The following is a 22,268-nucleotide window of genomic DNA, read 5'->3' on the forward strand; positions in this document are numbered from 1 at the left end:
CGCCGCAGGCATCCGCAGCCTGCCGGCGCCGCGGACGGATTGTGCGCCCACAGTACCCATGCCCCTGCAGGGGGTCAACGGCACCGCGGACTGCACATCAGGGCCGGTCAGGACGCCGACCGCGTATCGAACGCCGCCGCTGATTCGCGCAGGAGCCGCGCCACGGTGTCCACCGGGGTGCTGGAACGCCGGCGCCCGTCGAACCGCCGCAGGACGATGCGCCGTGTCCCCAGCCCGGGAACGTCAAAGATGTCCACCCCTTCATGGGCCACGCCAGCCAGGGCCAGCGTGGGCACGATGGCAACCCCTTCGCCGGCAGCGACCAGTGCCAGCGCCGTCAGCGTCTCCTGGTACTGGTGCGAAGTCTCCATACTGGCGCCCGTTGAATGGCGCAGCCGCCCCAATACTGCGGAGTTCGCGGCTGCGGAATCCACCCCGAGCCAGGGAAGCGGCAGCCGGGCAAGGTCCACGCTTTCAGTGCTAAGCAGCGCTCCGGTGGGCACCGCCAGCTTCCACGGTTCATCCAGCAGAGGTTCCTCGATCATTCCTGCCCCGAGTGAAAGCTGGCCGGCGGTGGTGGAGTCGTGTTCCACCACCACGGCGTCGAGCTGGCGTTGCCGGAGAAGCCGCAGCAGGGCGGGAAAATCGTCCTCCACGATGCGGATCTGGAGCTGCGGATATTTGCTCCGCCACTCAGGCAGCCGGGGGATCACCACGGTGCGGATGAAACTGGTGAAGCCGCCCAGCCGCACTACACCTGAAATGTTGGCCCCGCTCTCCATCCGGGTCCGGGCAACGCTGAGGGCGCGTTCAATCTCCTCGCCGGCTTCAGCCATGGCAAGGCCCGCGGGAGTCAGCACCGACCCCTTTGGAGTGCGGACCATCAGCGCATGCCCGGTTTCCCGCTCCAGCTTGGTGATTTGCTGGGACACGGCAGAGGGCGTGAGGTGCAGTTCATCGGCGGCTGCGAGCACGCCGCCGGTCCGGGCGACGGCCAGCAGCACGAGCAGCCGGCGGGGATCCATGTCCATGTTAAGCATTTCTAAACCAGGAGTGCAGAAGAATGCAATTGAACTACACGCCCTGCGCCCCACAGAATTGCCATCAGGTAACGATTTACGAAAGGACACCATGGAACTGCTGTGGGAAGTTGCAGGCTGGGCCGGCGCCGCCACGATTCTGAGTGCGTTCCTGTCGGTATCCATGGGATGGGTGAAGGCGGGCCGGGCATTCCAGACCGCGAATCTGGTGGGAGCCTGTGCGTTCATCCTCAACGGGGCCTTTCATGAGGCGTGGCCATCAGTGGTGACGAACGCCGCCTGGTTCCTCATCTCCGCAGTGTCGCTCCTCCGCATGCGCCGCACGCGGGGCACGTCGGCCCCTGATGCGCCCCCCGTGCAACTTCCCGGCGTCCCGGACACGACCGGCCAGCTTGCCGTGGTAGATCCGGCGAGGGCCGCATGCACGGCGCCGGCCGGACACGCCGCGCAGCCCGGCGCCGTGGCCGCGTAGCGGGTCAGTCCCTGCCGCGGTAGGACAGCCGGCGGACCAGGACCTCGCCGTCCACCGCGAAGACGCCAAAAGCCCTGCCTGTGAAGGCCTTGGCAGTTTCGAAGGCCCAGTGCCGTCCGTCCAGTTCGGTGAGCAGCTCGCCTTCAGCGCTGCCGCCCGCCCCGGCGTCACGGACCAGCAGGCGGATCCTGTCGCCGCCCACGGCGCCGGCGCGGAAGTCCGACGGCGGCGGGCTGGCCTCGATTGCCAGCTCAACATCTCCGGACGGAACAGTTGCTTCCCAGGTGCGGTCAAAGCCCGCGACAACGGCACGCGCCGTGATCCTGACGGCGTCGCCGGCCTGGCGGGCCTCGATGCCGAACCAGTTGTCCTCGGCGTTCCGCACGGCGATGCCGCCCGCGCCGGAGCCGACGTCCAGCACGGCCCTGAATTCCATCGCGAGGTGGCGCTGGCGTTGGGCGACGAAACAAGGCCTGGACGACCCCATGGTGCTGCCTTCGCCCCTGAGCAGAAGCCCTTTGGAGGTGGGTGCCGAGAACTCAGCGGGCGTCCTGCGGACACCGATCCATCGCGGATCCTCCAGCCCGGCACCGTTGCTGAAGTCGTACTCAAGCTGCTCCGGCGGCGTCACGCCGGGCTGGGGCATCCGGGCGTGCGGCCAGCCGTCAATCCAGTCCACGGTGGTCAGGAACGTCTCACGGCCCAGCGGTGAGAACGACTTCGCCAGCCCCACCGGGCGGACACCCAGAAGGACCATGGCTGTTCCGCCGTCGGGAAGCTCAACGAGGTCTGCGTGCCCGGTGTTCTGGACGGGCGAGCCGGTTCCCGCGGCGGTGAGGAGGGGGTTGTGCGGAGCGGATTCGAACGGCCCGTCCGGCCGCCGCGACCGTGCCACGGTCACAGCATGGCCCCTGTCCGTGCCGCCCTCGGCCGCCAGCAGGTACCACCAGTCACCGCGCCGGTAAAGGTGCGGGCCTTCGGGCGAATACAGGCCGCTGCCGGACCACAGCGGCCGCGGCTTCTCGAGCGCTTCTCCGGTTGCGAGGTCCACCCGCACCTGCTGGATGGCATCGGGGTGGCGGGCGAACGTCACGAACGCAGTTCCGTCGTCGTCCCAGGCGAGGTCCGGGTCGATGCCGTCCACCGCTGCGATGACGGTGCCGTCACTCCATGGCCCGGCGGGGTCGGTGGCCGTGAACACCACGCAGCCTCGGCCGCCAAGGAACACTGAGACGATCAGGTAGAACACGCCATCCCGGTAGCGCAGGGTGGGCGCCCAGACGCCGCCCGGCGTGGGGACCTGGGCAATCCGGACCTGCTCCTCCCTTGTAGCCACATGGCCTACCAGTTCCCAGCGTTCCAGGTCCTCGCTGTGGTAGACCGGCAGGCCCGGCAGGTATTCGAAGGACGAAGTGACCAGGTAGAAACCGTCCGGGGCGCGGACGATGCTCGGGTCGGGGTTGAAGCCGGCAAGGATGGGATTGGAGTTCATCCCGCTATCGTGGCGCCCAGCGGCACCCCAGGCAGGGCCCGGTTTCAATCGTTGGAACGCATTCTTCGGCGTTGCGGCCTTGTGCTGGCCCTAGTACTGGCCCTTGATCACAAAGTAGGAGCCGCGGATGGTACCGGCGAGCTTGGATTTCTGGCGTGCGAACTTGAAGCTGGTGGCCAGTTCCTCCGGGACCTCCATGCCGTCGGACAGCTTGAAGCCCACGGCCCGTTTGCCGCCCTCTTCGACGGAGTACATGACGTTGATGGACAGCCCGGACTCGTAGAACACATACGCCATACGCAGCCCGTCCACCTCGAAGGAGGACACCTCCAGGGGCTTGGACGCGATCACCAGGTTTCGCTCCGTGGACAGGATGTTGGTGATGAACTGCAGCGTCTCCGGATCGTCTTCGGCCGGAGTGACGGTGAAGTCGTGGTCGTATTTGTTCTTGTAATAGCGCGCCTCGTTTGCGCGCAGCCCGGCCAGCGCCTCCGCCACCGGTGACGATTCCAAGCCGGTGGTGGAGACGTTCTTGAAATCCACGATGTACGGCATGAGTCCTCCTGGGTTTGGTCCTGTGGCACATCGTTGCAGATCAGCGCCGTGCCTGCACTACTCCCCGGCTTTTCCCCCGGCTACCGCACCGCCAGGCCCAGCCCTGCCGCGAAGGATTGCTCCCCGCCCTCGACCGTGTGCCGCGCGCCATCCGGAAGAACGACGTCGGCCGCCACCCCGGCGGGAACGGTCGCCTCGAGGCGGAACCCCCCGTCGTCGGAAGTCCATGCCACGCGGACCTCACCGTGCGGGGTCTTCAGGGACGTCCTGGCCCAGCTGATCCCCTCCCCCGGCCGCGGCTGGATGAGGACGCGCGCATAGCCGGGCTCCAGCGGCCGGATGCCGCCGATGGCCTTGTGCATCCAGTCCGCCACGGCGCCCAGGGCGTAGTGGTTGAAGCTGGTCATCTGCCCGGGGTTGATGGTGCCGTCCGGGAGCATGGAGTCCCAGCGTTCCCAGACGGTGGTGGCACCCATGGTGACCGGGTACAGCCAGGACGGGCAGCCCTCCTCCAGCAGGAGGCGGTATGCCTCGTCCACGTGGCCGGTGTCGGTGAGTGCGTGGGTGATGAACGGAGTTCCGGCGAACCCGGTGGACACCCGGTAGCCGTTGTCCCGGACAAGTTCCGCGAGGCGGTTGCCGGCGAACTCCCTCAGTTCCGGTGTTTGGAGCACGTCGAAGGCGATGGCCAGCGCGTAGACCGTGGTGCAGTCGCTGCGGATGGTGCCGCCGGGCGCCACGTAGTGCTCGGCGAAGGCGTTCCGCACCCGGTCCGCGAGCGCGTTGAAGTGGGCCTCGTCGTCGTGCTTTCCCAGCAGCCCGGCGGCCTGGGCGGTGAGCCGGGCGGTGCGGTACATGCAGGCGGTGGCCACGACGGCGGTGTCCGCCTTGGCTGCCCACGGCTGGTCCGGCGCGGCATCAGGGTCCAGCCAGTCGCCGAACTGGAAGCCGGAATCCCACAGCCCGGACGGCGAGAGCAGGCCCTCCACGCGGCGGGTGTGCGCAGCCATGGATTCGTACTGGTTCCGCAGCACGCCGAGGTCACCGTACGCCTCCCACAGCGCCCAAGGCACCCACACCGAGGCTTCGCTCCACAGCGCGGAGGACTCGGGCGACGGGAATTCCGGCGGCTGCGGGCAGTACTTCAGGACGTCCGGGACCACGATGGGCACCAGCCCGTCCTGTGCCTGCTGCTCCGCTGCGAGGTCCAGCAGCCAGTCCTGCAGGAAGCCCTTGACGTCGTACAGGTAGGCGGCGGTGGGGGCGAAGACGGCGATGTCGCCGGTCCAGCCGAGCCGCTCGTCGCGCTGCGGGCAGTCGGTGGGCAGGTCCAGGAAGTTGCCGCGCAGGCCCCAGACGATGTTGCGGTGCAGCTGGTTGACGAGGTCGTTGGAGCACTCGAAGGTGCCGATCCGCTCCAGGTCGGAGTGGACCACCACGGCCTCGAGATCATCCGCTGTCAGGGTTCCGGGCCAGCCGGTGACCTCGGCATACCGGAAGCCGTGGAAGGTCTTGGTGGGTTCGAAAAGGTCCGTGCCGCCGGAGAGGATGAACATATCCTCGGCCTTTGCAGAGCGCAGCGGACGGACGCCCAGTTCCCCGTTTTCCAGCACCTCCGCGTGCCGGACGCTGATCACGTGTCCGGCCTCGCCCTGCACGCTGAAACGCAGCCATCCCACCAGGTTCTGGCCGAAGTCCACCAACGTCTTCCCTGCGGGTGAGGTGAGGATTGCCACGGGACGGACGACGCCGGCACGCACCACGGGCGGGCCCACCGGCTCAGCCAGCCGGCCGGCATCGAACTCCAGCTCCCGCACGCCCGTCCAGTCAGTCCCGGGCGCGAAGCCGGGCTCCGCCCAGCCCGGCTGGGCGCGTCTGGCGTCGATGGTCTGCCCGTCGTAGAGGTCGTTGAAGGTGGTGGCGGAAGGTCCGGCCTGCCAGGAAGTGTCCGAGGCGACCGACTGCACATGACCGTCCGCGAACTCGATGTCCAGCTGCCCAGCGAAGCCCAGCTCGCTGCCATACAGGTTGGACAGGCCGTGCCAGGCCAGCCGGCCACGGTACCAGCCGTTGCCCAGCTCGATGCCGATCACGGTGGACGGGCCAACCAGCGCGGTGACGTCATAGGTGCGGTAGCGCACCCGCCACTCATAGGAGCTCCAGCCCGGGCTCAGCACGTCGTCACCCACCGGGGTGCCGTTGATGAACGCCTCATAGACGCCCAGGGCGGTGGCCCGCAGCGTTGCCTTCACCACGCCGCCGTGGCCCTCGTCGAGCCGGAACGCCTTGCGAAGGCGCGGGGCGCCGTCGAAATCCTGCTCGGGGGTGATCATGGCGGCGTGCCAGGTGGATGTCATGCGGGATGGTCCGTTCTGAAGTAGGGCAGCAAAATCAGGCGTAGTGGCAGGCGACGTCGGCGGCACCCACGCGGCGCAGGGCCGGCCGTTCCGTGGCGCACAGCTCGGTGGCGAGCGGGCAGCGGAGCCGGAACGGGCAGCCGCCGGGTCCGGGAACGGCGGCGGCGCCGGTGCGGACACCCAGCGATTCGCGGGCTTCCCGCCGGGCGGCCTGCTCGGCAGGCCGGGGCACCGGGGATGCGGCCACCAGGGCCTGGGTGAAGGGGTGTTTCGGGTTTTCCGTGACGGCGGCGGCCGGCCCGGTTTCCATCACCTGGCCGCGGTAGAGCACCACCACCCGTTCGGCCAGGAACTGGACCACGGCGATGTCGTGCGCAATGAACAGGTAGCTCAGGCCGCGTTCGTCGCGGAGGTCGGCCAGCAGGTTGAGGACCTGCGCCTGGGTGGAAAGATCCAGGGCGCTGACGGCCTCATCGCAGACCACCAGCTGGGGGTCGCAGATCAGGGCGCGGGCCACGGAGATCCGCTGCCGCTGCCCGCCGGAAAACTGGCTGGGGTACCGGTCCGCGGCCTCCCGCGGGAGCCCGACGCGTTCCAGCATGTCCTCCGCTTTGGCCCTTGCTTCAGCGGGTGAAACGCCGCGCAGCCGGAGCGGTTCGGCAAGGGAGGTGCCGATGGTGTTGCGGGGGTTCAGTGAGGAGTTGGGGTCCTGGAAGACGGCGCGCAGTTCCCCGCCCAGCGCCCGCCGCTGCGCGGCATTGGCGGACGTGATGTCCCTGCCCTGGTAGCTGATGGAGCCGCCGGAGACCTTCTGCAGGCCCAGGATGGCCTTGCCGATGGTGGACTTCCCGGAGCCGGACTCCCCCACCAGGCCCACGGTCTCGCCGGGCGCAATCGAAAAGCTGACGTGGTCGACGGCGGCGGGTGCGGCGGCTGCCTTGCGCCCGCGGCCGTAGCGGACCACCAGGTCCTTGACCTCCAGGACGGGGGTGCCGGCTGCAGGTGCTGGTGAATCGCGGCGTTCCGTGACTGCGGTGATCATGCCAGGTCCTTTTCGACGATGGTGGTGTTCGTTGGGGCCACCGGGCTGACCGGAAGGAGCCTGGCGGCGGGGACGTCCGTGGCCAGCCAGTCCATGCCTTCGACGGCGAGCTGGTCAGCTTTGACGCATCGGACCAGGCCGTCGCCGGTGCCGGACGCCAGCAGCGGGACCGGTTCCGTGCACGCGGAGCCGGCGAACTGGCAGCGTGCGGCGAAGCGGCAGCCGGAGGGCCAGTCCTTGGGCTGCGGCACCTGGCCTTGAATCGTGGCAAGCCGCTCCGGCATGGCGTCCCCGTGGTTGGCGTGCGGGTCGGCGGCGAGCAGGGCCAGGGTGTAGGGGTGGCGCGGGTTGTCCAGGATGGCCTGGGTCTTTCCGTTCTCCACCACCTGCCCGGCGTACATGACGGCCACCTGGTCGCAGATGTCCGCCACCACGCCGAGGTCGTGGGTGACCATCACCACGGACATGCCGGTGTCCTTCACCAGGGCCCGCAGCAGGGACAGGATCTCGGCCTGGACCGTAACATCCAGGGCTGTGGTGGGCTCGTCCGCCACCAGCAGTTTGGGCTGGCCGGAAAGGGCCAGGGCGATGGCCACGCGCTGGGCCATGCCACCGCTGATCTGGTGCGGGTAGGTCTTCAGGATCCGGGCGGCATCCACGATGCCCACCTTCTCCAGCAGGGCCAGGGCCTCCTTCCGGGCTTCGGCCTTGCCCAGGCCGCGGAGCCGCCGGATGGTTGCCGTGAGCTGGTAGCCCACCGTGAACATCGGATCCAGTGCCCGCATGGGCTCCTGGCTGATCAGGGCGATGTCACGGCCCCGGATGCCTTCCATCTCCTTGTCCGTGGCGGCCGCAAGGTTCTTCCCGTTCCAGAGGATCTGGCCCCCGGTTACCGAGACGCCGGACGGGAGCAGGCCCAGGAGGGACAGCGCCGTCATGGTCTTGCCGCAGCCGGATTCGCCCACCAGTCCCAGGACGGTGCCCTGTTCGACGTCGAAGGAGACGTCGGTGACCAGCCGGACGCCGTTGCCTGTCCCCGCATTGCCGACGCCGACGGACAGGCTGCGCACGGACAGGGTGCCCTTTGGCGCGTCCCCGGGGGCGCCGTCCCCGGGCGCCGGGGCAGCCGCGGCGATGGCGGCGACGGCCCTGGCCCGCTGGCGGCGGGCTGCCGCGGAGGGCAGGTGCGGGGCCGCGGCGTTGGGCGCCTTGCCGAGCGCATTGCCGATGGCGTTGGCGGACAGGACCGTCAGTGCCAGCACGGCGCCGGTGGGCACCATCATCCAGGGGGCGTCATAGACGTGCTGGGAGGCGCCCTGGATCATGCCGCCCCAGCTGGGCTGCGGGATGGGCGGCCCGAACCCGATGAACGCCAGGCCTGCCTGGATGAGCATGCCCACGGCGAAGATGAGGGCCGCCTGGACCACGATGGTGTTGGCAAGGCCGGGCAGGACGTGCCGGACACTGATGCCCAGCGGCCCCACGCCGTCCACCTTGGCCGCGTCCACGTAGAGCTGTGACTGCAGTGATTTGGCCTGGCCCAGGATGACGCGGTAGATGCCGGCGGACATCAGGATGCCCAGGATGGCCATGACCATGGGGATGTTGGTGCCCACGGCGCCGATGACGGCCAGGATGATCACGGTGCCCGGCAGGGACATCATGATTTCGGTGATGCGGTTGATCACGGCTTCGGTCCGCTCGCCGGCACCGGCAGCGGCCATGGCGAGGACGGTTCCGAGTCCGACGCCGACAATCACCGTGATCATCGACGTTCCCAGGGTGCCGGCCGCGGCAGCGAAGATGCGGCTGAGGATGTCGCGGCCCAGTTCGTCGGTCCCCAGCCAGTGGGCGGCGGTGGGGCCGGACAGGACGGCGGTGAAATCCTGGTCCTCGGTCTTGAACGGCAGCCAGAGTGGAGCCGTCAGGGACGCGGTGACCACCACGGCCAGCCAGAGCAGTCCGGCCACGGCGCCGGGCGAGCTGAGGAGCCGGTGCCTGGACAATCTGGTGGGTGCAGCCTTGCCTGCGCCGGGCACGGAGGCGCCTGCCGCCGTCGTACTTCCTGCCTGGTCCGCGTCCGCGGGGGCCGGGGAAACTGTGGGGATCATGAGGCACGCAACTTCGGGTCGAGGAACTTGGTGGCGAGTTCCAGCACCAGGTTGACGGCGACCACCACCACGGTGGCGATCACCACCACGCCCTGGACGGCAGGGGCATCGTGCGTGCTGACGGAGGTCTGGACGGCCTGCCCCAGTCCGGGCATGGCGAACAGCTGCTCCGCGATGACGGAACCGCCGAACAGGCCGATGAACTGCAGGGCGATGCCGGCCACGATGGGCAGGCTGGCGTAGCGCAGGGCGTGGACGTACAGGATCTTCCACGTGGGCGTGGCCGTGGCGCGCAGCGTGCGGATGTGTTCCTGCTGCAGGGCTTCAAGCATGGACGCCCTGGTCTGGCGGGCAATGAAGGCGGCGCCGCCCACAGCCAGTGTGATCACCGGCAGCGCCAGGGATAAAGCCCAGTCCTGCGGCGACACGTCGAACGGCACATAACCTGTGGCCGGAAAGATTGAGGACTGGACGGCGAACAGGTACACGAAGATGACGCCCACCCAGAAGGCGGGCAGGGCAACCAGGAGGCCCACGAAGCCGCCGATTGCCTGGTCGAGCACTCCCCCGCGGACCGCGGCCGTGACGCCGAGGGCGATGCCCAGGATGGCGCTGAGGATGGTGGCACCGGCGGCGAGGGAGGCCGTGACGGGCAGGCGGCTGGCGAGGTCTGTGCTGACGGAGCGGCCATCAATGAGCGAGACGCCCAGGTCGCCCTGTACTGCGGAACCGAGCCAGGTAATGAACTGCGCCGGCAGCGGATCGTTCCAGCCCAGCCGCTGGTTGACCTCGTCAATGGCTTCCTGGGACGCACCGGCGCCAAGGGACACAGCCCCCGGGCTGCCCGGCATCGCGTGCACCAGCAGGAATGCCAGCACCGCAACCACCAGCACGGTGGCCAGCGCCATCAGCAGGCGCTTGGTGATGAATAGTGCCATGGTGACCTCCATCGGTCAGGCCCCTCCCGGGCGGCCCTGGTCCTGCGGCCGCCCGGGAAGGTGCGGGTATCAGCTTGCCGGCGTGTAGGACGAGAGGAGCGGGTAGGCGTTGGTGCCGGCGAACTTCACCGGGGCTACCTTCTTGGTGTTGAAACCCTGGTTGGTCAGCGCCTCGTACAGCGGGATCATCCAGCCGGACTCCACCAGCCGCGTGTTCAGCTTGGTGGCGGCGGCCTTCACGGCAGCGTCGTCCTTGGCCGCGGCCAGCTCGCCGGTGGCGGCGCTGAGCTGGTCATCGGTGGCCTTCTGGACGTTGGTGAAACCGTTGAGGACGACGCCGTACATGACGCCGACCGGGTTGTCCCAGTTCAGCGGCGCGTACCCCAGGGGCGTGGTGGCGACGGCGGCGAAGGCTTCGTCGGTGGAAGCGGCCATCTTCACGTTCATGGTGATGCCGACGGCGGCGAGGTCCTTTTGGACGGCCTGGAGGTCTGTCTGGGTCTGGGCGCCGGCGATGATGGTGAATTCGAAGCCGTTGGGGTAGCCGGCCTCGGCCAGCAGGCTCTTGGCCTTGTCCGGGTTGTAGGCGAACCTGGTTTCGAGGTCCTTGGTGAAGCCCGCGGAGTCCTTGGGGAGAGCATTCCAGGCGGGGATGTCACCCTTGTGCAGGGCATCCACCAGGGCCTGGCGGTTGATGGCGTACTGGATGGCCTGGCGGACCTTTTCCTGTGCGAACGCCGGCGCGGTCTTGCCGATCTTGTCGAACGAGATCATGGTGTTGACGGTGCCGCCCGCCTGGGAAACGCCCACTCCCTTGGACTTGGCGAAGTCCACCGTGGAGGACGTCAGCATCGCGACGTCGGCCTGCCCCGAGACCAGGGCGTTGGCGCGGGCCTGGGGGTCCAGGACGACGCTGAAGACAACCTTCTTGTAGGCGAACCTGGCTGCGTCAGCGCTTTTGTCGTTCTTGACCAGGATGTACTTGTTGCCCTTCACGGTGGACGGGTCAAGGGTGTAGGGACCGGAACCGTCCGGCGTGGCAGCCAGGCTGGCGGTGTCCGTGACACCGTTCTTGCCCACGATCATTCCGGTGGTGGAGGCCAGGTTTTTCTCGAACCCGGGCTGCGGCTTGGCGAAGGTCAGGGTCACCTGGGTGGGGCTGACTACGTCCACGGACGTGATTTCCTGGGCGCCGCCCTTGGCCACGGCGGAGTAGGCGGTCAGGGCGGGGTCGGACCGGCGGTCCAGGTTGGCCTTGACCAGTGCCGCGTCAAGCTTGGAGCCGTCCGTGAAGGTGATGTCGTCCTTGAGGTTGAGCGTCAGGACGGTGCTGTCCGCGTTGTAGCTGAAGTCCTTGGCCAGGCCGGGGCCCGTGGAGCCGTCCGGCTGAAGGGTCATCAGGCTGTCGTAGAGGCCCTCGAAGAACTGGCGTTGGGCTGCAGCAACGCGCAGGGGGTCGTAGCCGAAGGAGGCCGAATCGCTGTCGATGGCCAGGGTCAGGCTGCTCGCATCAGCCTTCGCGGACGCTTGGGAATTGCCGCCGCCGCAGGCGGCCAGGGAACCCATCAGCAGGGCACCGGTCAGGACGGCAGCGCTGCCGCGTGCGGTGGAGGTCATAAGTTTCATCTGGTGCGCCTTCGCATTCTTCTATGACGGTGACAAACGGAGGAAATTCGAGGGGCCGGAGCTGTCCGGCTCCCTTCAAGAATCCGTTGGGGCCTGCGGGACCAAACATGAGAATGTCATTGATTGAAAAAGTATTGTGGCGGCGGTCACGCCGCTGGACAGGATGGATGCAGGCAGTGAGGCCTGGGACGCCTCCGCGCGTCCATGATGAGAGGAATCCCCTATGACCAACCCGTTTCCGCGCGACTTCCTTTGGGGCGTGGCTACCGCCGGCCACCAGGTTGAAGGCAACAACGTCAACAGCGATGTCTGGTTCCTGGAACACCTTCCGGGCACCATCTTCGCCGAGCCCTCGGGGGACGCCGTGGACCACTACAACCGGTACCGGGAGGACATCGCGCTGATCGCCGGCCTGGGCTTCAGCAGCTACCGCTTTTCCCTGGAGTGGGCCCGGATCGAACCGGAAGAGGGCCACTTCTCGGTGGCCGAGCTGGAGCACTACAAGCGGGTGCTGGAGGCCTGCCACGAGCACGGGCTCACCCCGGTGGTCACGTTCCACCACTTCGCGTCGCCGCTCTGGCTGTTGCGGTCCGGCGGCTGGGAGGGCGGGCGTACGCCGGAGCTCTTCGCGCGCTACTGCGACCGTGTGATGGCGCACCTGGGCGACCTGATCGGCGTCGCCTGCACCCTGAACGAACCCAATCTTCCGTGGCTGCTGGAATCGTTCGGCATCGGCGGGGAAGCACCGGAGAACCGCGGGAGGGTTCCCATGTGGGCAGCCGCGGCGGAACGCCTTGGCGTGGACGCCAGCACGGTGGCCCCGTTCCAGTTCTGCTCCACGGAGGCCGGCTTCAACGTCAAACTTGCGGCGCACAAGGCGGCCACCGCAGCGATCAAGGCGCACCGACCGGAGCTGCAGGTGGGCTGGACCCTGGCCAACTCGGACATCCAGTCCATCCCCGGCGGCGAGGAAACCGCGGACCGGGTGCGCCGGGACGTCAACGAGCGGTTCCTGGAAGCATCCCGCGGCGACGACTTCGTGGGCATCCAGACCTACGGCCGCACCGTGTACGGCCCGGACGGCCACGCTCCCGCTCCGGAGGGAGCGGCGTTGAACCAGATGGGCGAGGAGATCTACCCCCAGGGCCTGGAAGCAACCATCCGGGAGGCCTGGCGCGTTGCCGGCATCCCGGTGATGGTCACCGAGAACGGGCTGGCCACGGAGGATGACTCGCAGCGCGTGGCCTTCCTGGAGGCGGCGGTCGACGGCGTTGCCTCCTGCCTTGCCGACGGCATCGACGTGCGGGGCTACATCGCCTGGACCGCGTTCGATAACTTCGAGTGGATTTTCGGCTACCGGCCCATGTTCGGCCTGATCGCCGTCGACCGCTCCACCCAGGAACGGACCCCGAAGGACAGTGCACGCTGGCTGGGCACCTTCGCCCGGCAGCACACTGCATCCACGGTCACGCAGCCCGCATAGTGGCAAACAATGGCCCGGACCGCCTTGGGCGGTCCGGGCCATTGTTTTAGCCTGCTACTGATGCAGGCGCAGCTTCGCGAGGAAGTCCGCCATGATCAGCCGCGTATCCACCGAGGTGTAGGTCCGGCGGGAGGGCTGGGTGCCCGTTTCCGTGAAGGTGGACGTGACGTCGTCGAGCCCGGTGACCACCAGGGGTGCGCTGTCGCCCAGGCACCACAACGGCCCGAACTTCACGAAATCCGGCACCTCCAGGCTGTTGTAGAGCTCCCACAGCCATGCGCCGGCCGGCCCTGAGTTCCTGAAGGCATGATCGAGTTCAGCCACCGGGGCAACCACCTGCCTGTACGTCTCTGCCGGGAACTGCCAGACGGCCAACCTTTGGTTTCCCAGCACAAAATCCGCGGCGGCAGGATCCGTGAAGTAGTTGTATTCCTCCTCATTCGCCGCGGCCCCGCCCACCCACGCCAGGGTGAGGGAATGGGCGACGGCGGGATCCAGCAGGAGCGCATCGGCCACGTTGGTGAGCGGGCCGGCACAGACAAGGATCAGGGGCAGCTCTCCTCCGGCCGCCGCGGCGTCCACAATGGCACGGGCAGCCGCATTGTCCCGGGCTTGCCCGGTGAAGGGGGCATCGGAGCCGGCCTTCACGTCGGACACTTCCGGCCGCTTCAGGACCCGCAGCAAACCGGCCGCGAGGTCTGCGCCCCTTTGCGCCATGCCGCCGGGCGGTCCAAACATCGGATTGGTCAGTGAACTGGTGACGCCGACGATCCTGTTGGCGGCCGACAACGCATGGTGGGCCAGGGCCACCAGCCCGTCCGGGTCCCCTGCCCAGTCGTTGTCGATTATCACGCGGCACCGGGGCTCGACCCGAATCATGTCCATGCTGGTCCTTTCACAGGTCCGGGGGCGGCCGGCCGGGAGTGATCCCGCGGACCGACAGGCAGTCCCGGCTCAACAGGTAGTCTCAGGAACAAGTCTTGCTGCCCGACACGTCGGGGGGGTGGCAGCTTTCATTCACTGGAACGATTCGGGGGATCCGTGCCACGCTTGGCCCGAGGGGATTTGGCTTGGTGGGGCCGGGCGTACTTTGCCCTGCAGGCAGTGGCTGGTGGCCTCTGGTGGGCCGCTGTTTTCCTCTCGCCCGGGATCCGCCGGGCCACCCTCGGCGGACTCGACCCCGTCCTCACCGCCACCCTCGACGTTCCCCTGTTTGTTGTTGCCTCCGCTGCCGCGGCTGCCGGAGTACGGACAGCCGCCGGCGTCAGTACCTCGTGGACCGTCCTCGTCACCGCCGCCCTGGCCGTCTATGCCACCGCCACGGCCCAGGCGGGCCTGGGTGTGCTGGTTATGGGAGCTGCCACCTCAGGTTCAGCCGCTGCGCTCTGCCTTGTCCTGCTGGGGCGGATACCTACCGAGTGGATTGTGCGCGGTCCCTTCGCTTTCCGGCAGGCCCGCAGCCGGCCACGACCGGGACTCCACATGGCCGGAACGCTCGCGCAGATCGTGGTGTTCTGGGGTTTCTTCCTGGGCCTTGTTCCGCCCATCCTGGGTTTCCTTGAACAGCGCTGGGGCCTCTCCCTGCCCTTTCCCTGGTTGGCAGTTCCGGCCGCCGGTGCCGCCTTCCTGGTCCTGGCGAGCGCCCTGGGGATTTGGTCGGCCGTGGTGATGTCCACCTTGGGGGATGGAACGCCATTGCCGTCGGCCATGCCCAACCGCCTGGTGATTGCCGGGCCCTACCGGTGGATCCGGAACCCGATGGCGGTGGCAGGCATAGTGCAGGGAGCCGCGGTGGGCCTGCTGCTGCAGTCGTGGCTCGTGGTGGCCTACGCAGTCCTGGGCTCGCTGGTGTGGAACTATGCCGTCCGGCCCCTGGAAGAAGCAGACCTCGCGGAGCGGTTCGGCGCCGGGTTCCAGCACTACCGCGAGGCGGTGCGCTGCTGGGTCCCCACGTTCCCTGGAGCCCCCCGCACGCCCTAGGCGGAGCCGGGTTCGCGGATCACCAGCACCGGGCAGTGCGCGTGGTGGATGGTCTGGTGGGACACGGAGCCGAGCAGCATCCCGGTGAATCCGCCGTGGCCGCGCGAACCGACCGCCACCAGGTCCGCGTCCCGGGAGGCGTCGATAAGTGCCGACGCCGGATTCCCTTCCACGATGCGCCCCGTGATGGGCACGCCCCGGTCCTTGACGCGTTCGAGTTCTGCCTCGAGGATGGCCTGGGCGTCCTTCTGGAAGATGTCGTAGTCCCAGGCTGTGCCGAGGGCATCGCTGACGTAGGGGAAGTTCCAGGCTGTCAGGGCCTGCACCTCGCCGCCGCGCAGCCTGGACTCCTCGATGGCCCAGTCCATTGCCGCCTTGGACTGGTCTGACCCGTCCGCGCCCACCACGATCCTGAAACTTCCGCTGCCGGCCACAGTTCCCCTCTTCCTGTTGTGAAGTTCTTCCGGCGGGGCTAGGCCTGGCCCGCTGCGGTCCCCTGTGCCGGCACGGCCACCGTCGAGTGCTCCGCTTTGGCGGCCTGGTGCGGATTCCCCGCTTCCTTTGCGCAGTGCAGGCAGCAGAAGATGCCGGCCTCGCTTTCAACGGCATGGCCCAGGATCCGGCAGCCGCAGTGCTCGCAGGCCGGCGCCATCATGTGGATGGCGCATTCGAAGCTGTCGAATGTTCCGGTCTGGTTCCCCATACTGACGGTGAACATGCGGCCCTCGCTGCTGCCGCAGACGTCACATGCGCCCATGGTCCTTGCCTCCTGTTGTGCTTGCCTGCTCCAGACACTCAAGTTGACTGCCGGGGCGGGTCCGCTGCCTAGGGGCGAAGGTCCCCCGGGGCTAGCGGTCTAGATGTGGCGGAGGTAGCGTTCCGGCGAGTCCATGAACCGCCGCCAGTTCGCGACGAGTTCCAGTTCCTCCCAGGCGCGGGGCCGTAATCCCCAGGGCCCCACTTCGAGGATCGAGGCTCCGGGAAGGGCCGCCAGCAACGGGGAATGCGTGGACATCACCACTTGGGATCCTCCGCCGGCCAGCAGTTCCTTCAGGACGGACAGCAGGCTCAGGCAGCCCGAGAAGGACAGGGCGGATTCCGGTTCGTCAAGGACCCACAGCCCAGGACCGTTGAAGCGGTCGGCTGCCAGCTGCAGGAAGGACTCTCCGTGGGACATGTCGTGGAACGGAATGTCCGGGAGGGCTGTGCTGGGGTTCTGCTCCAGGTACGTGTAGAACCCGTGCAGCGTCTCAGCCCTCAGGAAGTACCCCCGCCGGGTGGCACCGGCGTTCCGGATGAGCTGCAGGTGGTCGCCCAGGACTGATTCGGTGCGGCGGGTGGCATGCCGTGCGCCTGTGGAGCCGCCCTCTGGAGACAGCCCGTAGGCGAGCGCGAGGGCTTCAACCAGGGTTGATTTCCCCGACCCGTTCTCGCCGGCCAGGATGGTGGCGGGCCCCAGGTCGAGTCCCTGGTCAAGGACCTGGGACACCGGTGGCAGCACCGCCGGCCAGAGTGCCCGGTCCAGAACGTTCCCCGGATCCTCTGCCAGCCGCCGGACGGGGTAAGTGCGCAGAGGCATGGACCCATTCTTGCAGGCAAAAGAATTTTAAAAATCTTTCCCATCCACCGGGCCAGCGGTTCCGAAGACAAAGCGTAGGAGTGTAGCCAATCGCGAGGACGGGATGATGGATGCCGTGGACCAGCAGGCCCTGACCGGGGCTGTCATCAAGGAACACCGGCTGGACCTGGCCAAGTTGTGGCTGGAGTTCGTTGGGCTGGGTGGCGATGCCTCCGAACAGCTCATCCGTGACTACTGCGATGGCCAGGGGACCCTCCCGCCCAAGGAGCGGGACGCGTTGGCCCAGGCCGTCAATGAACACTGTGCCGCCGAAGGCCTGCTGCTGCGGGCTCCCCTCAGCAACTCCGATTTGTTCCTCTTCCGGCCGGAGTGGCATGACCCGGAGCGGAAAGACCCCTACTCGTCGAAGTAGCTGAAGGTGTCCGCGGCGCCGGCCACGGATGCGACCACGGCGGCGGCGACGTCGCGAAGCTTCATGTTCCTGCTGTTGGACGCGTCCCGCAGCAACTTGAAGGCGGCGGCCTGGCTGCAGCGGTTCTGCGCCATGATGGCCCCGGTGGCCAGGTCGATCACCGTGCGGGTCTGCATGGCGGCGCTCATGCCCTCCCGCGTCTCCTCCAGCTTCAGCATCCGCAGGGCAAGCTTCAGGCCCTTGGACGCCTGCCGCACGAACGCCTCGGCGGCGCGGACGCCGTCGCTGCCGGAGGCAACGGGCTGTGAGCAGTAGAACGTCAGGACACCCCGGGTGTCCCCTTCCAGCGCGGCCGGGATGCTCAGGACCGAAAGGATGCCCTGCCGCCGGAGCGCCTTGACGTACTCCGGCCACCGTTGCTCCCGCCGCAGGTCTCCCACCAGGACCGTGCCTCCGCTGCCCATGGCAGTCAGTCCCGGACCGTCGCCGTACTTGGACTCCAGCGGGGTTATGAGCGCTCCACCCGGCCGGCTGCTGGCGGTCGCCGCGGGCTTCTTGGGACGCAGCACCGTAATTTCACACGAACACTCATGATCCGGAGAGCCGAGCCGCGCGGCAGCATACTCCGCCAGGTCACGGAGGAATGCCTCCACCTCCTGGTTCTGCAGGAACGACTCCTGGAGATGCAGGGCAACGTCTGCGAAGTCCCTGTATTCAGGGACGCCGGCGTTCAGCACGGGTCTTACCTCCGGACAATGGTTAAACGCCACAGCATCGTGGCCGCCCACTGCCGAACGGTGATGACAGCCTACCTGTGCGGACCCCGTAACCTGTCAACCATGACGCGCCTCTCCACGCCCAGCGGACCCGTCCATGGCAGCTCCCTGGAAGCTGACGGGACCACCGTCCACCGGTTCCTTGGCATCCCCTACGCCGCGCCGCCGTCGGGCGCCCACCGCTTCCGGCCCCCGGTCCCGGTGCCGCCGTGGACCGAAGCGCTGGACTGCACGGCACCGGGACCCGCTGCGCCGCAGAACCCCGAATCCCCCGCGCCCCCGGGCGCCAGGCCGCGCACCTGGAGCGAGGAAGGCTGCCTCAACCTGAACATCTGGACACCGGGGACGGACGGTCCCGCCAGGCCGGTCATGGTTTGGGTCCATGGCGGCGCGTACCTTCTGGGCGCCAACAGTGACGGCATGTACGACGGCGCCCGGCTCGCCGCCGCGGCGGGCGTGGTGCTGGTGTCCATCAACTACCGCCTGGGCGCGCTGGGCTTCCTGCACCTGGCTGATCTTTTGGGTGCCGGGTATGAAGACTCCGGAAACCTCGCCCTGCTGGACCAGCTGGAGGCCCTCCGCTGGGTGCGCCGGAACATCGGCGCGTTCGGCGGCGACCCGGACAACGTCACCGTGTTCGGCGAGTCCGCAGGCGCGGCAGCGATCGGCACCCTGCTGGGCATGCCGGCGTCGGACGGGCTCCTCCGCCGGGCCATCATGCAGAGCGGCACGGCGGAACGGTACCGCCGGCCGGAGGACTCGGCCCGCATCAGCGCCGGGTTCCTGGGGCTGTGTGGCCTGGACGAATCGACCGCGAAGGAGCTGCTCACCCTCCCTGTGGAGCGGCTGCTGGAGGCCCAGGCCGCCCTGGAACGGCGGCTCGCAGCCGAAACCTTCGCCGTGCCGCTGCCCTTCCAGCCCACGGTGGGGACGCCGTCCCTGCCCGTGCCGCCGCTGGACAGCGTCCGGGCCGGGCTCAACAGCGGTGTGGACCTGCTGATCGGGACCAACCTCAACGAGGGCTCCTTCGCGGTCGAGATGCGGCCTCCTGCCGCCGGCGATCCGGACTACCCTGGCCGCGCCGCCGCCGTCCTGGCGGGTGCGGGGGTGCCGTCGGCGCAGGCCTTGGGCTACCCGCAGGCGCTCGCCCGGGTGCTGTTCCGCGAGCCTGCCGGCAAGGAACTGCTGGAGGCCGCCATCGCCGATACCGTCTACCGCCAACCCAGCAACCGGCTCCTGGCAGCGCGCCAACTGGCTGCAGAGGACGGTTCAACAGCACAAGGCGGCGCCGGGAAGACCTTTGCCTATCTGTTCACGTGGCGCAGCCCGGCGATGGGCGGAAAACTTGGTGCCTGCCACGCACTGGACATCCCCTTCGTCTTCCGGCACCTGGACGCACCGGAGGCCGCGTTCCTCACCAGGGGCAAGGCACCGGCAGCCCTCGGCGACACTATGAGCGGGGCCTGGGCGGCCTTCGCCGGCACCGGAAACCCGGCAACTGCGGGGCTGGAATGGCCCGAGTACGGCGGGGCACGCCGCACCCTGGTACTGGGCGACAAAATCCGGCTGGAGGACGATCCGCGCCGGGAGGTCCGGGAGTTCTTCGAAGCCGTCAGGCCGCTGCCAGCGCGTTAAGCGTGTCCCGGATCCCGTTCAGTGCGGGATCGCGCAGGGAATTGAAGGCAGGCTTCAGGAGCGGCTGGATGATCTTGGCCGGCCCGTGGATGCTGAACTCGGCCGTGTACTTCACCACCGAGCCTGTCCCGTTGGGGCTGACATCGATGGAATCGAACGAGGTGACGGTCTTGTTCTCGCCGCGCAGCTTGATGTGGTTGTCCGTCAGTTCGATGACCTCGTAGACCAGGGTCTGGCGTTTCCCGCGGAACTCGGACTCGGCGTGGTACTTGTGCCCCACAGCTACGGGTCCCGGCGTGATTTTGTCCATGACGGGGGTGTTGGGGTCCCACTTGGTGGTGTTTTCGAACTCACGCATGAAGGCAAAGGCCTTCTCGGCGGACAGGTTGGTTTCCACACTTCCGGTGACTGTGATCATCACCCCAGTCTAGGAGCACCGCGCAACGGGGCGGCGGCTGTGTTGCCGAACAGCCGCCGTCCCGCGCCGGGACGCTCCTTAGCAGCCCTCGAAGTCGGTGAGGACCTTGACCTTGCCCGCCGAGGCCGACGACGGATCGAACGTGTACCCGATCCATTCCTTTGCCAGGCGGCGGGCGAGTTCGACGCCCACCACGCGCTGGCCCATGGTGAGGACCTGGCAGTCGTTGGACAGGATGGAACGCTCAACCGAGAACGAGTCGTGCGCGGCGGTGGCGCGGATGCCTTCCACCTTGTTCGCGGCGATGGCCACCCCGATGCCCGTGCCGCAGAAGAGGATGGCCCGGTCGGCCCGGCCGTCGCGGATCATCTCGCCGGCCGCGATGCCCACGTAGGGGTAGGGCCTGGTGAAGTCGTCCGCGGCGTCGGTCCTGTTGACGCCGATGTCGATCACCTCGCTGACGCGGGGGTCGTTGCGGAGATCCGCCAGGACCTTGTCCTTGTAATCAACGCCGGCTTCGTCCGCGCCGACAATGAGCCGCAGCCCCATGGTGTGTCCTTCCGTCGTCATTACTTGGCTCCCGCCGGCGCAGCGCCAGCTGTAGTGGTGGTGACATGAGGCCCCATCACGGCGAAGACCATGGCAAGGGACGTGGCGCCGGGGTCGGCGGTGCCCAGGCTTTTCTCGGCCAGCGGGCGGGCGCGGCCCTTGAGCGGCAGCAAATCGGCGGTTGCCTCCGCCGCGGCTGCCGCTTCGCGGGCGGCGTCCTGCCAGGCCAGGCCTGGCTCGGCACCGTCAGCCACCGCGCGGCTGAATGTTGAAGCGAACGGCAGCAGGGCGTCCACCATGGTCTTGTCGCCGATTTCGGCCTTGCCCAGCTGGACGATGCGGTCCGCGAATGCGGTCACGCCGGCCGCGAGGACGGGAGCCTCGGGTGGGGAGGAGTTTCCCACCGTCTCACCGAAGGCGCGCAGGCCCGCTCCCCACAGGACACCGGAGGTTCCGCCGGCCTTGTCCGCCCAGGCGTCGCCAGCGGCAGCCAGCACGTCGCCGGCACCTGCACCGGCGGTGAGGGCGGCGGATGCTGCGGCAGCGGCGGCGTCCACCCCGCGGACCATCCCGCGGCCGTGGTCGCCGTCGCCGGCGATGGCGTCCATCCGGCCCAGCCGTTCCTCGGCCCCGTGCAGCAGGGTGCGCGCGGCACCGATGGCCTCGACGCAGGCCGCGGCATACCCACGGGAGGCGTCCGTGGCGACGAATGCCTCCGCGGAGGCGCCGGCGTCGGCCGCTTCTTCCCCGGCGGAAGTTCCCGCCGGGGTGATCACGGCACCCCGGCGGTAGGCCGGAGTCTCGGCAGGGGCAACCCACAGCGGTTCCAGCTCCTCATCCAGCCAGGTGATGGTCAGCGAGACGCCGGCCATGTCCAGGCTGGTGACCAGCTCGCCGACCTCAGGCATCACCAGCGTGTAGCCGGCGTCGCGCAGCAGCGGCGCAATGGTTCCCCAGAGGACGAACAGCTCCTCGTGCTTGGTGGAGCCGAGCCCGTTGAGGATGACGGCAAGCCTGCTGCCGGCATCCGGAGGGGTTTCGGAGAGTACCCGGGCCACCAGTTCCCGGCCCAGTTCCTTCGCCGACGGCAGGTCGGTATCGTGCAGGCCCGGCTCGCCGTGGATGCCAAGGCCCAGGCCCATCTGCCCCTCCGGAAGGGTGAACAGCGGGGCGTCGGCGCCGGGGAACGTGCAGCCGGCGAACGCGCTCCCGATGGTGCGGGTCAGGTCATTGGCCTTGCGGCCCAGGCGGACCACCTCGGCCAGGTCCGCGCCGTTCTCGGCGGCGGCCCCCATCACCTTGAAGACGGTGAAGTCACCGGCGATCCCCCGGCGCTTTCCGGATTCCGACGGCGGGGCGCTGGCGATGTCGTCCGTCACCAGGACGTTCTCCACGGCGATGCCCTCGGCGGCCAGGCGCTCGCTGGCCATGCCGAAGTTCATCACGTCGCCGGCGTAGTTGCCGTAGGTGAAGACGACGCCGGCACCGGACTCTGCGGCCTTGGCCACCGAGTAGGCCTGCTGGGCGGAAGGCGAGGTGAAGATGTTGCCCACCACGGCGCCGTCCGCGAAGCCGGTGCCGATCACCCCGGCGAACGCCGGGTAGTGCCCGGATCCACCGCCGGCCAGGACGGCAACCTTGGGCTGCGCGGGCCGGTAGCGGCGGACGGCACCGCCGGGGACTTGGCGGACCAGGTCCGAGTGGACGTCGCAGAAGCCTGCCAGGGCCTCCTCGGCGAACTCTGAGGGGTCGTTGAAGATTTTGGTCATGGTGGTTCTCCGGCGTCCGGGTGCTGTCAGTGCT

21 protein-coding genes are annotated in these 22,268 nt (G+C 68.4%); 5 read left to right on the plus strand and 16 right to left on the minus strand.

The annotated features are described in order from the left end of the window. Nucleotides 1–107: 107 nt before the first annotated feature. Nucleotides 108–1,031 carry a LysR family transcriptional regulator gene (locus AB0280_RS09895; RefSeq protein WP_366367115.1) on the minus strand — a complete coding sequence of 308 codons (924 nt, stop codon included), beginning with the start codon at nucleotides 1,029–1,031 and terminating at the stop codon, nucleotides 108–110. Nucleotides 1,032–1,131: 100 nt separating this feature from the next. Here AB0280_RS09895 and AB0280_RS09900 point away from each other — a divergent pair, with 100 nt between their 5' ends. After that, nucleotides 1,132–1,512 carry a CBU_0592 family membrane protein gene (locus AB0280_RS09900; RefSeq protein WP_366367117.1) on the plus strand — a complete coding sequence of 127 codons (381 nt, stop codon included), beginning with the start codon at nucleotides 1,132–1,134 and terminating at the stop codon, nucleotides 1,510–1,512. Nucleotides 1,513–1,516: 4 nt separating this feature from the next. Here AB0280_RS09900 and AB0280_RS09905 read toward each other — a convergent pair whose 3' ends face one another. The 7 genes from AB0280_RS09905 to AB0280_RS09935 form a co-directional block, all read right to left on the minus strand. Next, entirely contained in the window at nucleotides 1,517–3,004 is a 1,488-nt protein-coding gene (locus tag AB0280_RS09905) for a glycoside hydrolase family 43 protein (RefSeq protein ID WP_366367119.1), read from the minus strand. 90 nt (nucleotides 3,005–3,094) lie between these two features. Beyond that, entirely contained in the window at nucleotides 3,095–3,559 is a 465-nt protein-coding gene (locus AB0280_RS09910; RefSeq protein WP_366367120.1) for a phage tail protein, read from the minus strand. 80 nt (nucleotides 3,560–3,639) lie between these two features. Beyond that, nucleotides 3,640–5,916 (minus strand): glycoside hydrolase family 78 protein, encoded by a 2,277-nt coding sequence (locus AB0280_RS09915; RefSeq protein ID WP_366367122.1) that lies wholly within the window; start codon nucleotides 5,914–5,916, stop codon nucleotides 3,640–3,642. Nucleotides 5,917–5,950: 34 nt separating this feature from the next. Further along, nucleotides 5,951–6,958: an ABC transporter ATP-binding protein gene (locus AB0280_RS09920; protein WP_366367124.1), complete on the minus strand. Its 1,008-nt coding sequence runs from the start codon at nucleotides 6,956–6,958 to the stop codon at nucleotides 5,951–5,953. After that, nucleotides 6,955–9,069: a dipeptide/oligopeptide/nickel ABC transporter permease/ATP-binding protein gene (locus AB0280_RS09925; RefSeq protein ID WP_366367126.1), complete on the minus strand. Its 2,115-nt coding sequence runs from the start codon at nucleotides 9,067–9,069 to the stop codon at nucleotides 6,955–6,957. Before AB0280_RS09925 ends, AB0280_RS09920 begins: the two co-directional genes overlap by 4 nt. Beyond that, nucleotides 9,066–10,019: an ABC transporter permease gene (locus tag AB0280_RS09930; protein WP_308209025.1), complete on the minus strand. Its 954-nt coding sequence runs from the start codon at nucleotides 10,017–10,019 to the stop codon at nucleotides 9,066–9,068. Before AB0280_RS09930 ends, AB0280_RS09925 begins: the two co-directional genes overlap by 4 nt. A gap of 57 nt (nucleotides 10,020–10,076) precedes the next feature. Further along, nucleotides 10,077–11,633, minus strand: coding sequence for an ABC transporter substrate-binding protein (locus AB0280_RS09935; RefSeq protein WP_366367128.1), 1,557 nt, complete (start codon nucleotides 11,631–11,633; stop codon nucleotides 10,077–10,079). 223 nt (nucleotides 11,634–11,856) lie between these two features. Between AB0280_RS09935 and AB0280_RS09940 the strand changes: the two genes are divergently transcribed. Next, nucleotides 11,857–13,116, plus strand: a complete 1,260-nt coding sequence (locus AB0280_RS09940; protein ID WP_366367129.1) for a glycoside hydrolase family 1 protein — start codon at nucleotides 11,857–11,859, stop codon at nucleotides 13,114–13,116. Nucleotides 13,117–13,170: 54 nt separating this feature from the next. Here AB0280_RS09940 and AB0280_RS09945 read toward each other — a convergent pair whose 3' ends face one another. Then, nucleotides 13,171–14,001, minus strand: coding sequence for a nucleoside hydrolase (locus AB0280_RS09945; protein WP_366367131.1), 831 nt, complete (start codon nucleotides 13,999–14,001; stop codon nucleotides 13,171–13,173). 210 nt (nucleotides 14,002–14,211) lie between these two features. On the opposite strand from AB0280_RS09945, the gene AB0280_RS09950 reads away from it, so the two are divergent. After that, entirely contained in the window at nucleotides 14,212–15,096 is an 885-nt protein-coding gene (locus tag AB0280_RS09950; RefSeq protein ID WP_366367269.1) for a methyltransferase family protein, read from the plus strand. Here the strand turns inward: AB0280_RS09950 and AB0280_RS09955 are convergent. The 3 genes from AB0280_RS09955 to AB0280_RS09965 form a co-directional block, all read right to left on the minus strand. Then, the gene (locus AB0280_RS09955; protein WP_275181909.1) at nucleotides 15,093–15,530 is read right to left on the minus strand and encodes a universal stress protein; all 438 of its coding nucleotides are present in this window, start codon (nucleotides 15,528–15,530) and stop codon (nucleotides 15,093–15,095) included. The two genes, AB0280_RS09950 and AB0280_RS09955, sit on opposite strands and share 4 nt — an antisense overlap. 38 nt (nucleotides 15,531–15,568) lie before the next feature. Then, complete coding sequence (locus AB0280_RS09960; protein ID WP_366367133.1) at nucleotides 15,569–15,853, minus strand: hypothetical protein; 285 nt, start codon at nucleotides 15,851–15,853, stop codon at nucleotides 15,569–15,571. Nucleotides 15,854–15,952: 99 nt separating this feature from the next. Next, complete coding sequence (locus AB0280_RS09965) at nucleotides 15,953–16,675, minus strand: ATP-binding cassette domain-containing protein (protein WP_366367134.1); 723 nt, start codon at nucleotides 16,673–16,675, stop codon at nucleotides 15,953–15,955. A gap of 106 nt (nucleotides 16,676–16,781) precedes the next feature. On the opposite strand from AB0280_RS09965, the gene AB0280_RS09970 reads away from it, so the two are divergent. Next, entirely contained in the window at nucleotides 16,782–17,087 is a 306-nt protein-coding gene (locus tag AB0280_RS09970; protein ID WP_366367135.1) for a hypothetical protein, read from the plus strand. Here AB0280_RS09970 and AB0280_RS09975 read toward each other — a convergent pair. Then, entirely contained in the window at nucleotides 17,072–17,824 is a 753-nt protein-coding gene (locus AB0280_RS09975) for a GAF and ANTAR domain-containing protein (RefSeq protein WP_366367137.1), read from the minus strand. The two genes, AB0280_RS09970 and AB0280_RS09975, sit on opposite strands and share 16 nt — an antisense overlap. Nucleotides 17,825–17,926: 102 nt before the next feature. Here AB0280_RS09975 and AB0280_RS09980 point away from each other — a divergent pair, with 102 nt between their 5' ends. Further along, a complete protein-coding gene (locus AB0280_RS09980; RefSeq protein WP_275181912.1) occupies nucleotides 17,927–19,498 on the plus strand; it encodes a carboxylesterase/lipase family protein in 1,572 nt (523 codons plus the stop codon). Here the strand turns inward: AB0280_RS09980 and AB0280_RS09985 are convergent. From AB0280_RS09985 to AB0280_RS09995, 3 genes are all read right to left on the minus strand, one after another. Further along, nucleotides 19,476–19,916: an SRPBCC family protein gene (locus AB0280_RS09985; RefSeq protein WP_275181913.1), complete on the minus strand. Its 441-nt coding sequence runs from the start codon at nucleotides 19,914–19,916 to the stop codon at nucleotides 19,476–19,478. The two genes, AB0280_RS09980 and AB0280_RS09985, sit on opposite strands and share 23 nt — an antisense overlap. A 78-nt stretch (nucleotides 19,917–19,994) precedes the next feature. Continuing rightward, nucleotides 19,995–20,486 carry an RpiB/LacA/LacB family sugar-phosphate isomerase gene (locus tag AB0280_RS09990; protein WP_275181914.1) on the minus strand — a complete coding sequence of 164 codons (492 nt, stop codon included), beginning with the start codon at nucleotides 20,484–20,486 and terminating at the stop codon, nucleotides 19,995–19,997. Beyond that, nucleotides 20,486–22,234 (minus strand): dihydroxyacetone kinase family protein, encoded by a 1,749-nt coding sequence (locus AB0280_RS09995; protein ID WP_275181915.1) that lies wholly within the window; start codon nucleotides 22,232–22,234, stop codon nucleotides 20,486–20,488. The genes AB0280_RS09990 and AB0280_RS09995 overlap by 1 nt, the downstream gene beginning before the upstream one ends. Between the last annotated feature and the right edge of the window lie 34 nt (nucleotides 22,235–22,268).

It is taken from the genome of Pseudarthrobacter sp. 902506025, from assembly GCF_040702325.1.
Classification (GTDB): domain Bacteria; phylum Actinomycetota; class Actinomycetes; order Actinomycetales; family Micrococcaceae; genus Arthrobacter.

What these genes read in the sequence shown, in the direction of transcription:
- AB0280_RS09960 (WP_366367133.1), bottom strand. Translation starts at nt 15,853, where the DNA reads ATGGGCGCATGTGACGTCTGCGGCAGCAGCGAGGGCCGCATGTTCACC.
- AB0280_RS09905 (WP_366367119.1), bottom strand. Translation starts at nt 3,004, where the DNA reads ATGAACTCCAATCCCATCCTTGCCGGCTTCAACCCCGACCCGAGCATC.
- AB0280_RS09940 (WP_366367129.1), top strand. Translation starts at nt 11,857, where the DNA reads ATGACCAACCCGTTTCCGCGCGACTTCCTTTGGGGCGTGGCTACCGCC.
- AB0280_RS09925 (WP_366367126.1), bottom strand. Translation starts at nt 9,069, where the DNA reads ATGATCCCCACAGTTTCCCCGGCCCCCGCGGACGCGGACCAGGCAGGA.
- AB0280_RS09980 (WP_275181912.1), top strand. Translation starts at nt 17,927, where the DNA reads ATGACGCGCCTCTCCACGCCCAGCGGACCCGTCCATGGCAGCTCCCTG.
- AB0280_RS09990 (WP_275181914.1), bottom strand. Translation starts at nt 20,486, where the DNA reads ATGACGACGGAAGGACACACCATGGGGCTGCGGCTCATTGTCGGCGCG.
- AB0280_RS09895 (WP_366367115.1), bottom strand. Translation starts at nt 1,031, where the DNA reads ATGGACATGGATCCCCGCCGGCTGCTCGTGCTGCTGGCCGTCGCCCGG.
- AB0280_RS09965 (WP_366367134.1), bottom strand. Translation starts at nt 16,675, where the DNA reads ATGCCTCTGCGCACTTACCCCGTCCGGCGGCTGGCAGAGGATCCGGGG.
- AB0280_RS09945 (WP_366367131.1), bottom strand. Translation starts at nt 14,001, where the DNA reads ATGGACATGATTCGGGTCGAGCCCCGGTGCCGCGTGATAATCGACAAC.
- AB0280_RS09970 (WP_366367135.1), top strand. Translation starts at nt 16,782, where the DNA reads ATGGATGCCGTGGACCAGCAGGCCCTGACCGGGGCTGTCATCAAGGAA.
- AB0280_RS09935 (WP_366367128.1), bottom strand. Translation starts at nt 11,633, where the DNA reads ATGAAACTTATGACCTCCACCGCACGCGGCAGCGCTGCCGTCCTGACC.
- AB0280_RS09915 (WP_366367122.1), bottom strand. Translation starts at nt 5,916, where the DNA reads ATGACATCCACCTGGCACGCCGCCATGATCACCCCCGAGCAGGATTTC.
- AB0280_RS09930 (WP_308209025.1), bottom strand. Translation starts at nt 10,019, where the DNA reads ATGGAGGTCACCATGGCACTATTCATCACCAAGCGCCTGCTGATGGCG.
- AB0280_RS09900 (WP_366367117.1), top strand. Translation starts at nt 1,132, where the DNA reads ATGGAACTGCTGTGGGAAGTTGCAGGCTGGGCCGGCGCCGCCACGATT.
- AB0280_RS09910 (WP_366367120.1), bottom strand. Translation starts at nt 3,559, where the DNA reads ATGCCGTACATCGTGGATTTCAAGAACGTCTCCACCACCGGCTTGGAA.
- AB0280_RS09920 (WP_366367124.1), bottom strand. Translation starts at nt 6,958, where the DNA reads ATGATCACCGCAGTCACGGAACGCCGCGATTCACCAGCACCTGCAGCC.
- AB0280_RS09995 (WP_275181915.1), bottom strand. Translation starts at nt 22,234, where the DNA reads ATGACCAAAATCTTCAACGACCCCTCAGAGTTCGCCGAGGAGGCCCTG.
- AB0280_RS09985 (WP_275181913.1), bottom strand. Translation starts at nt 19,916, where the DNA reads ATGATCACAGTCACCGGAAGTGTGGAAACCAACCTGTCCGCCGAGAAG.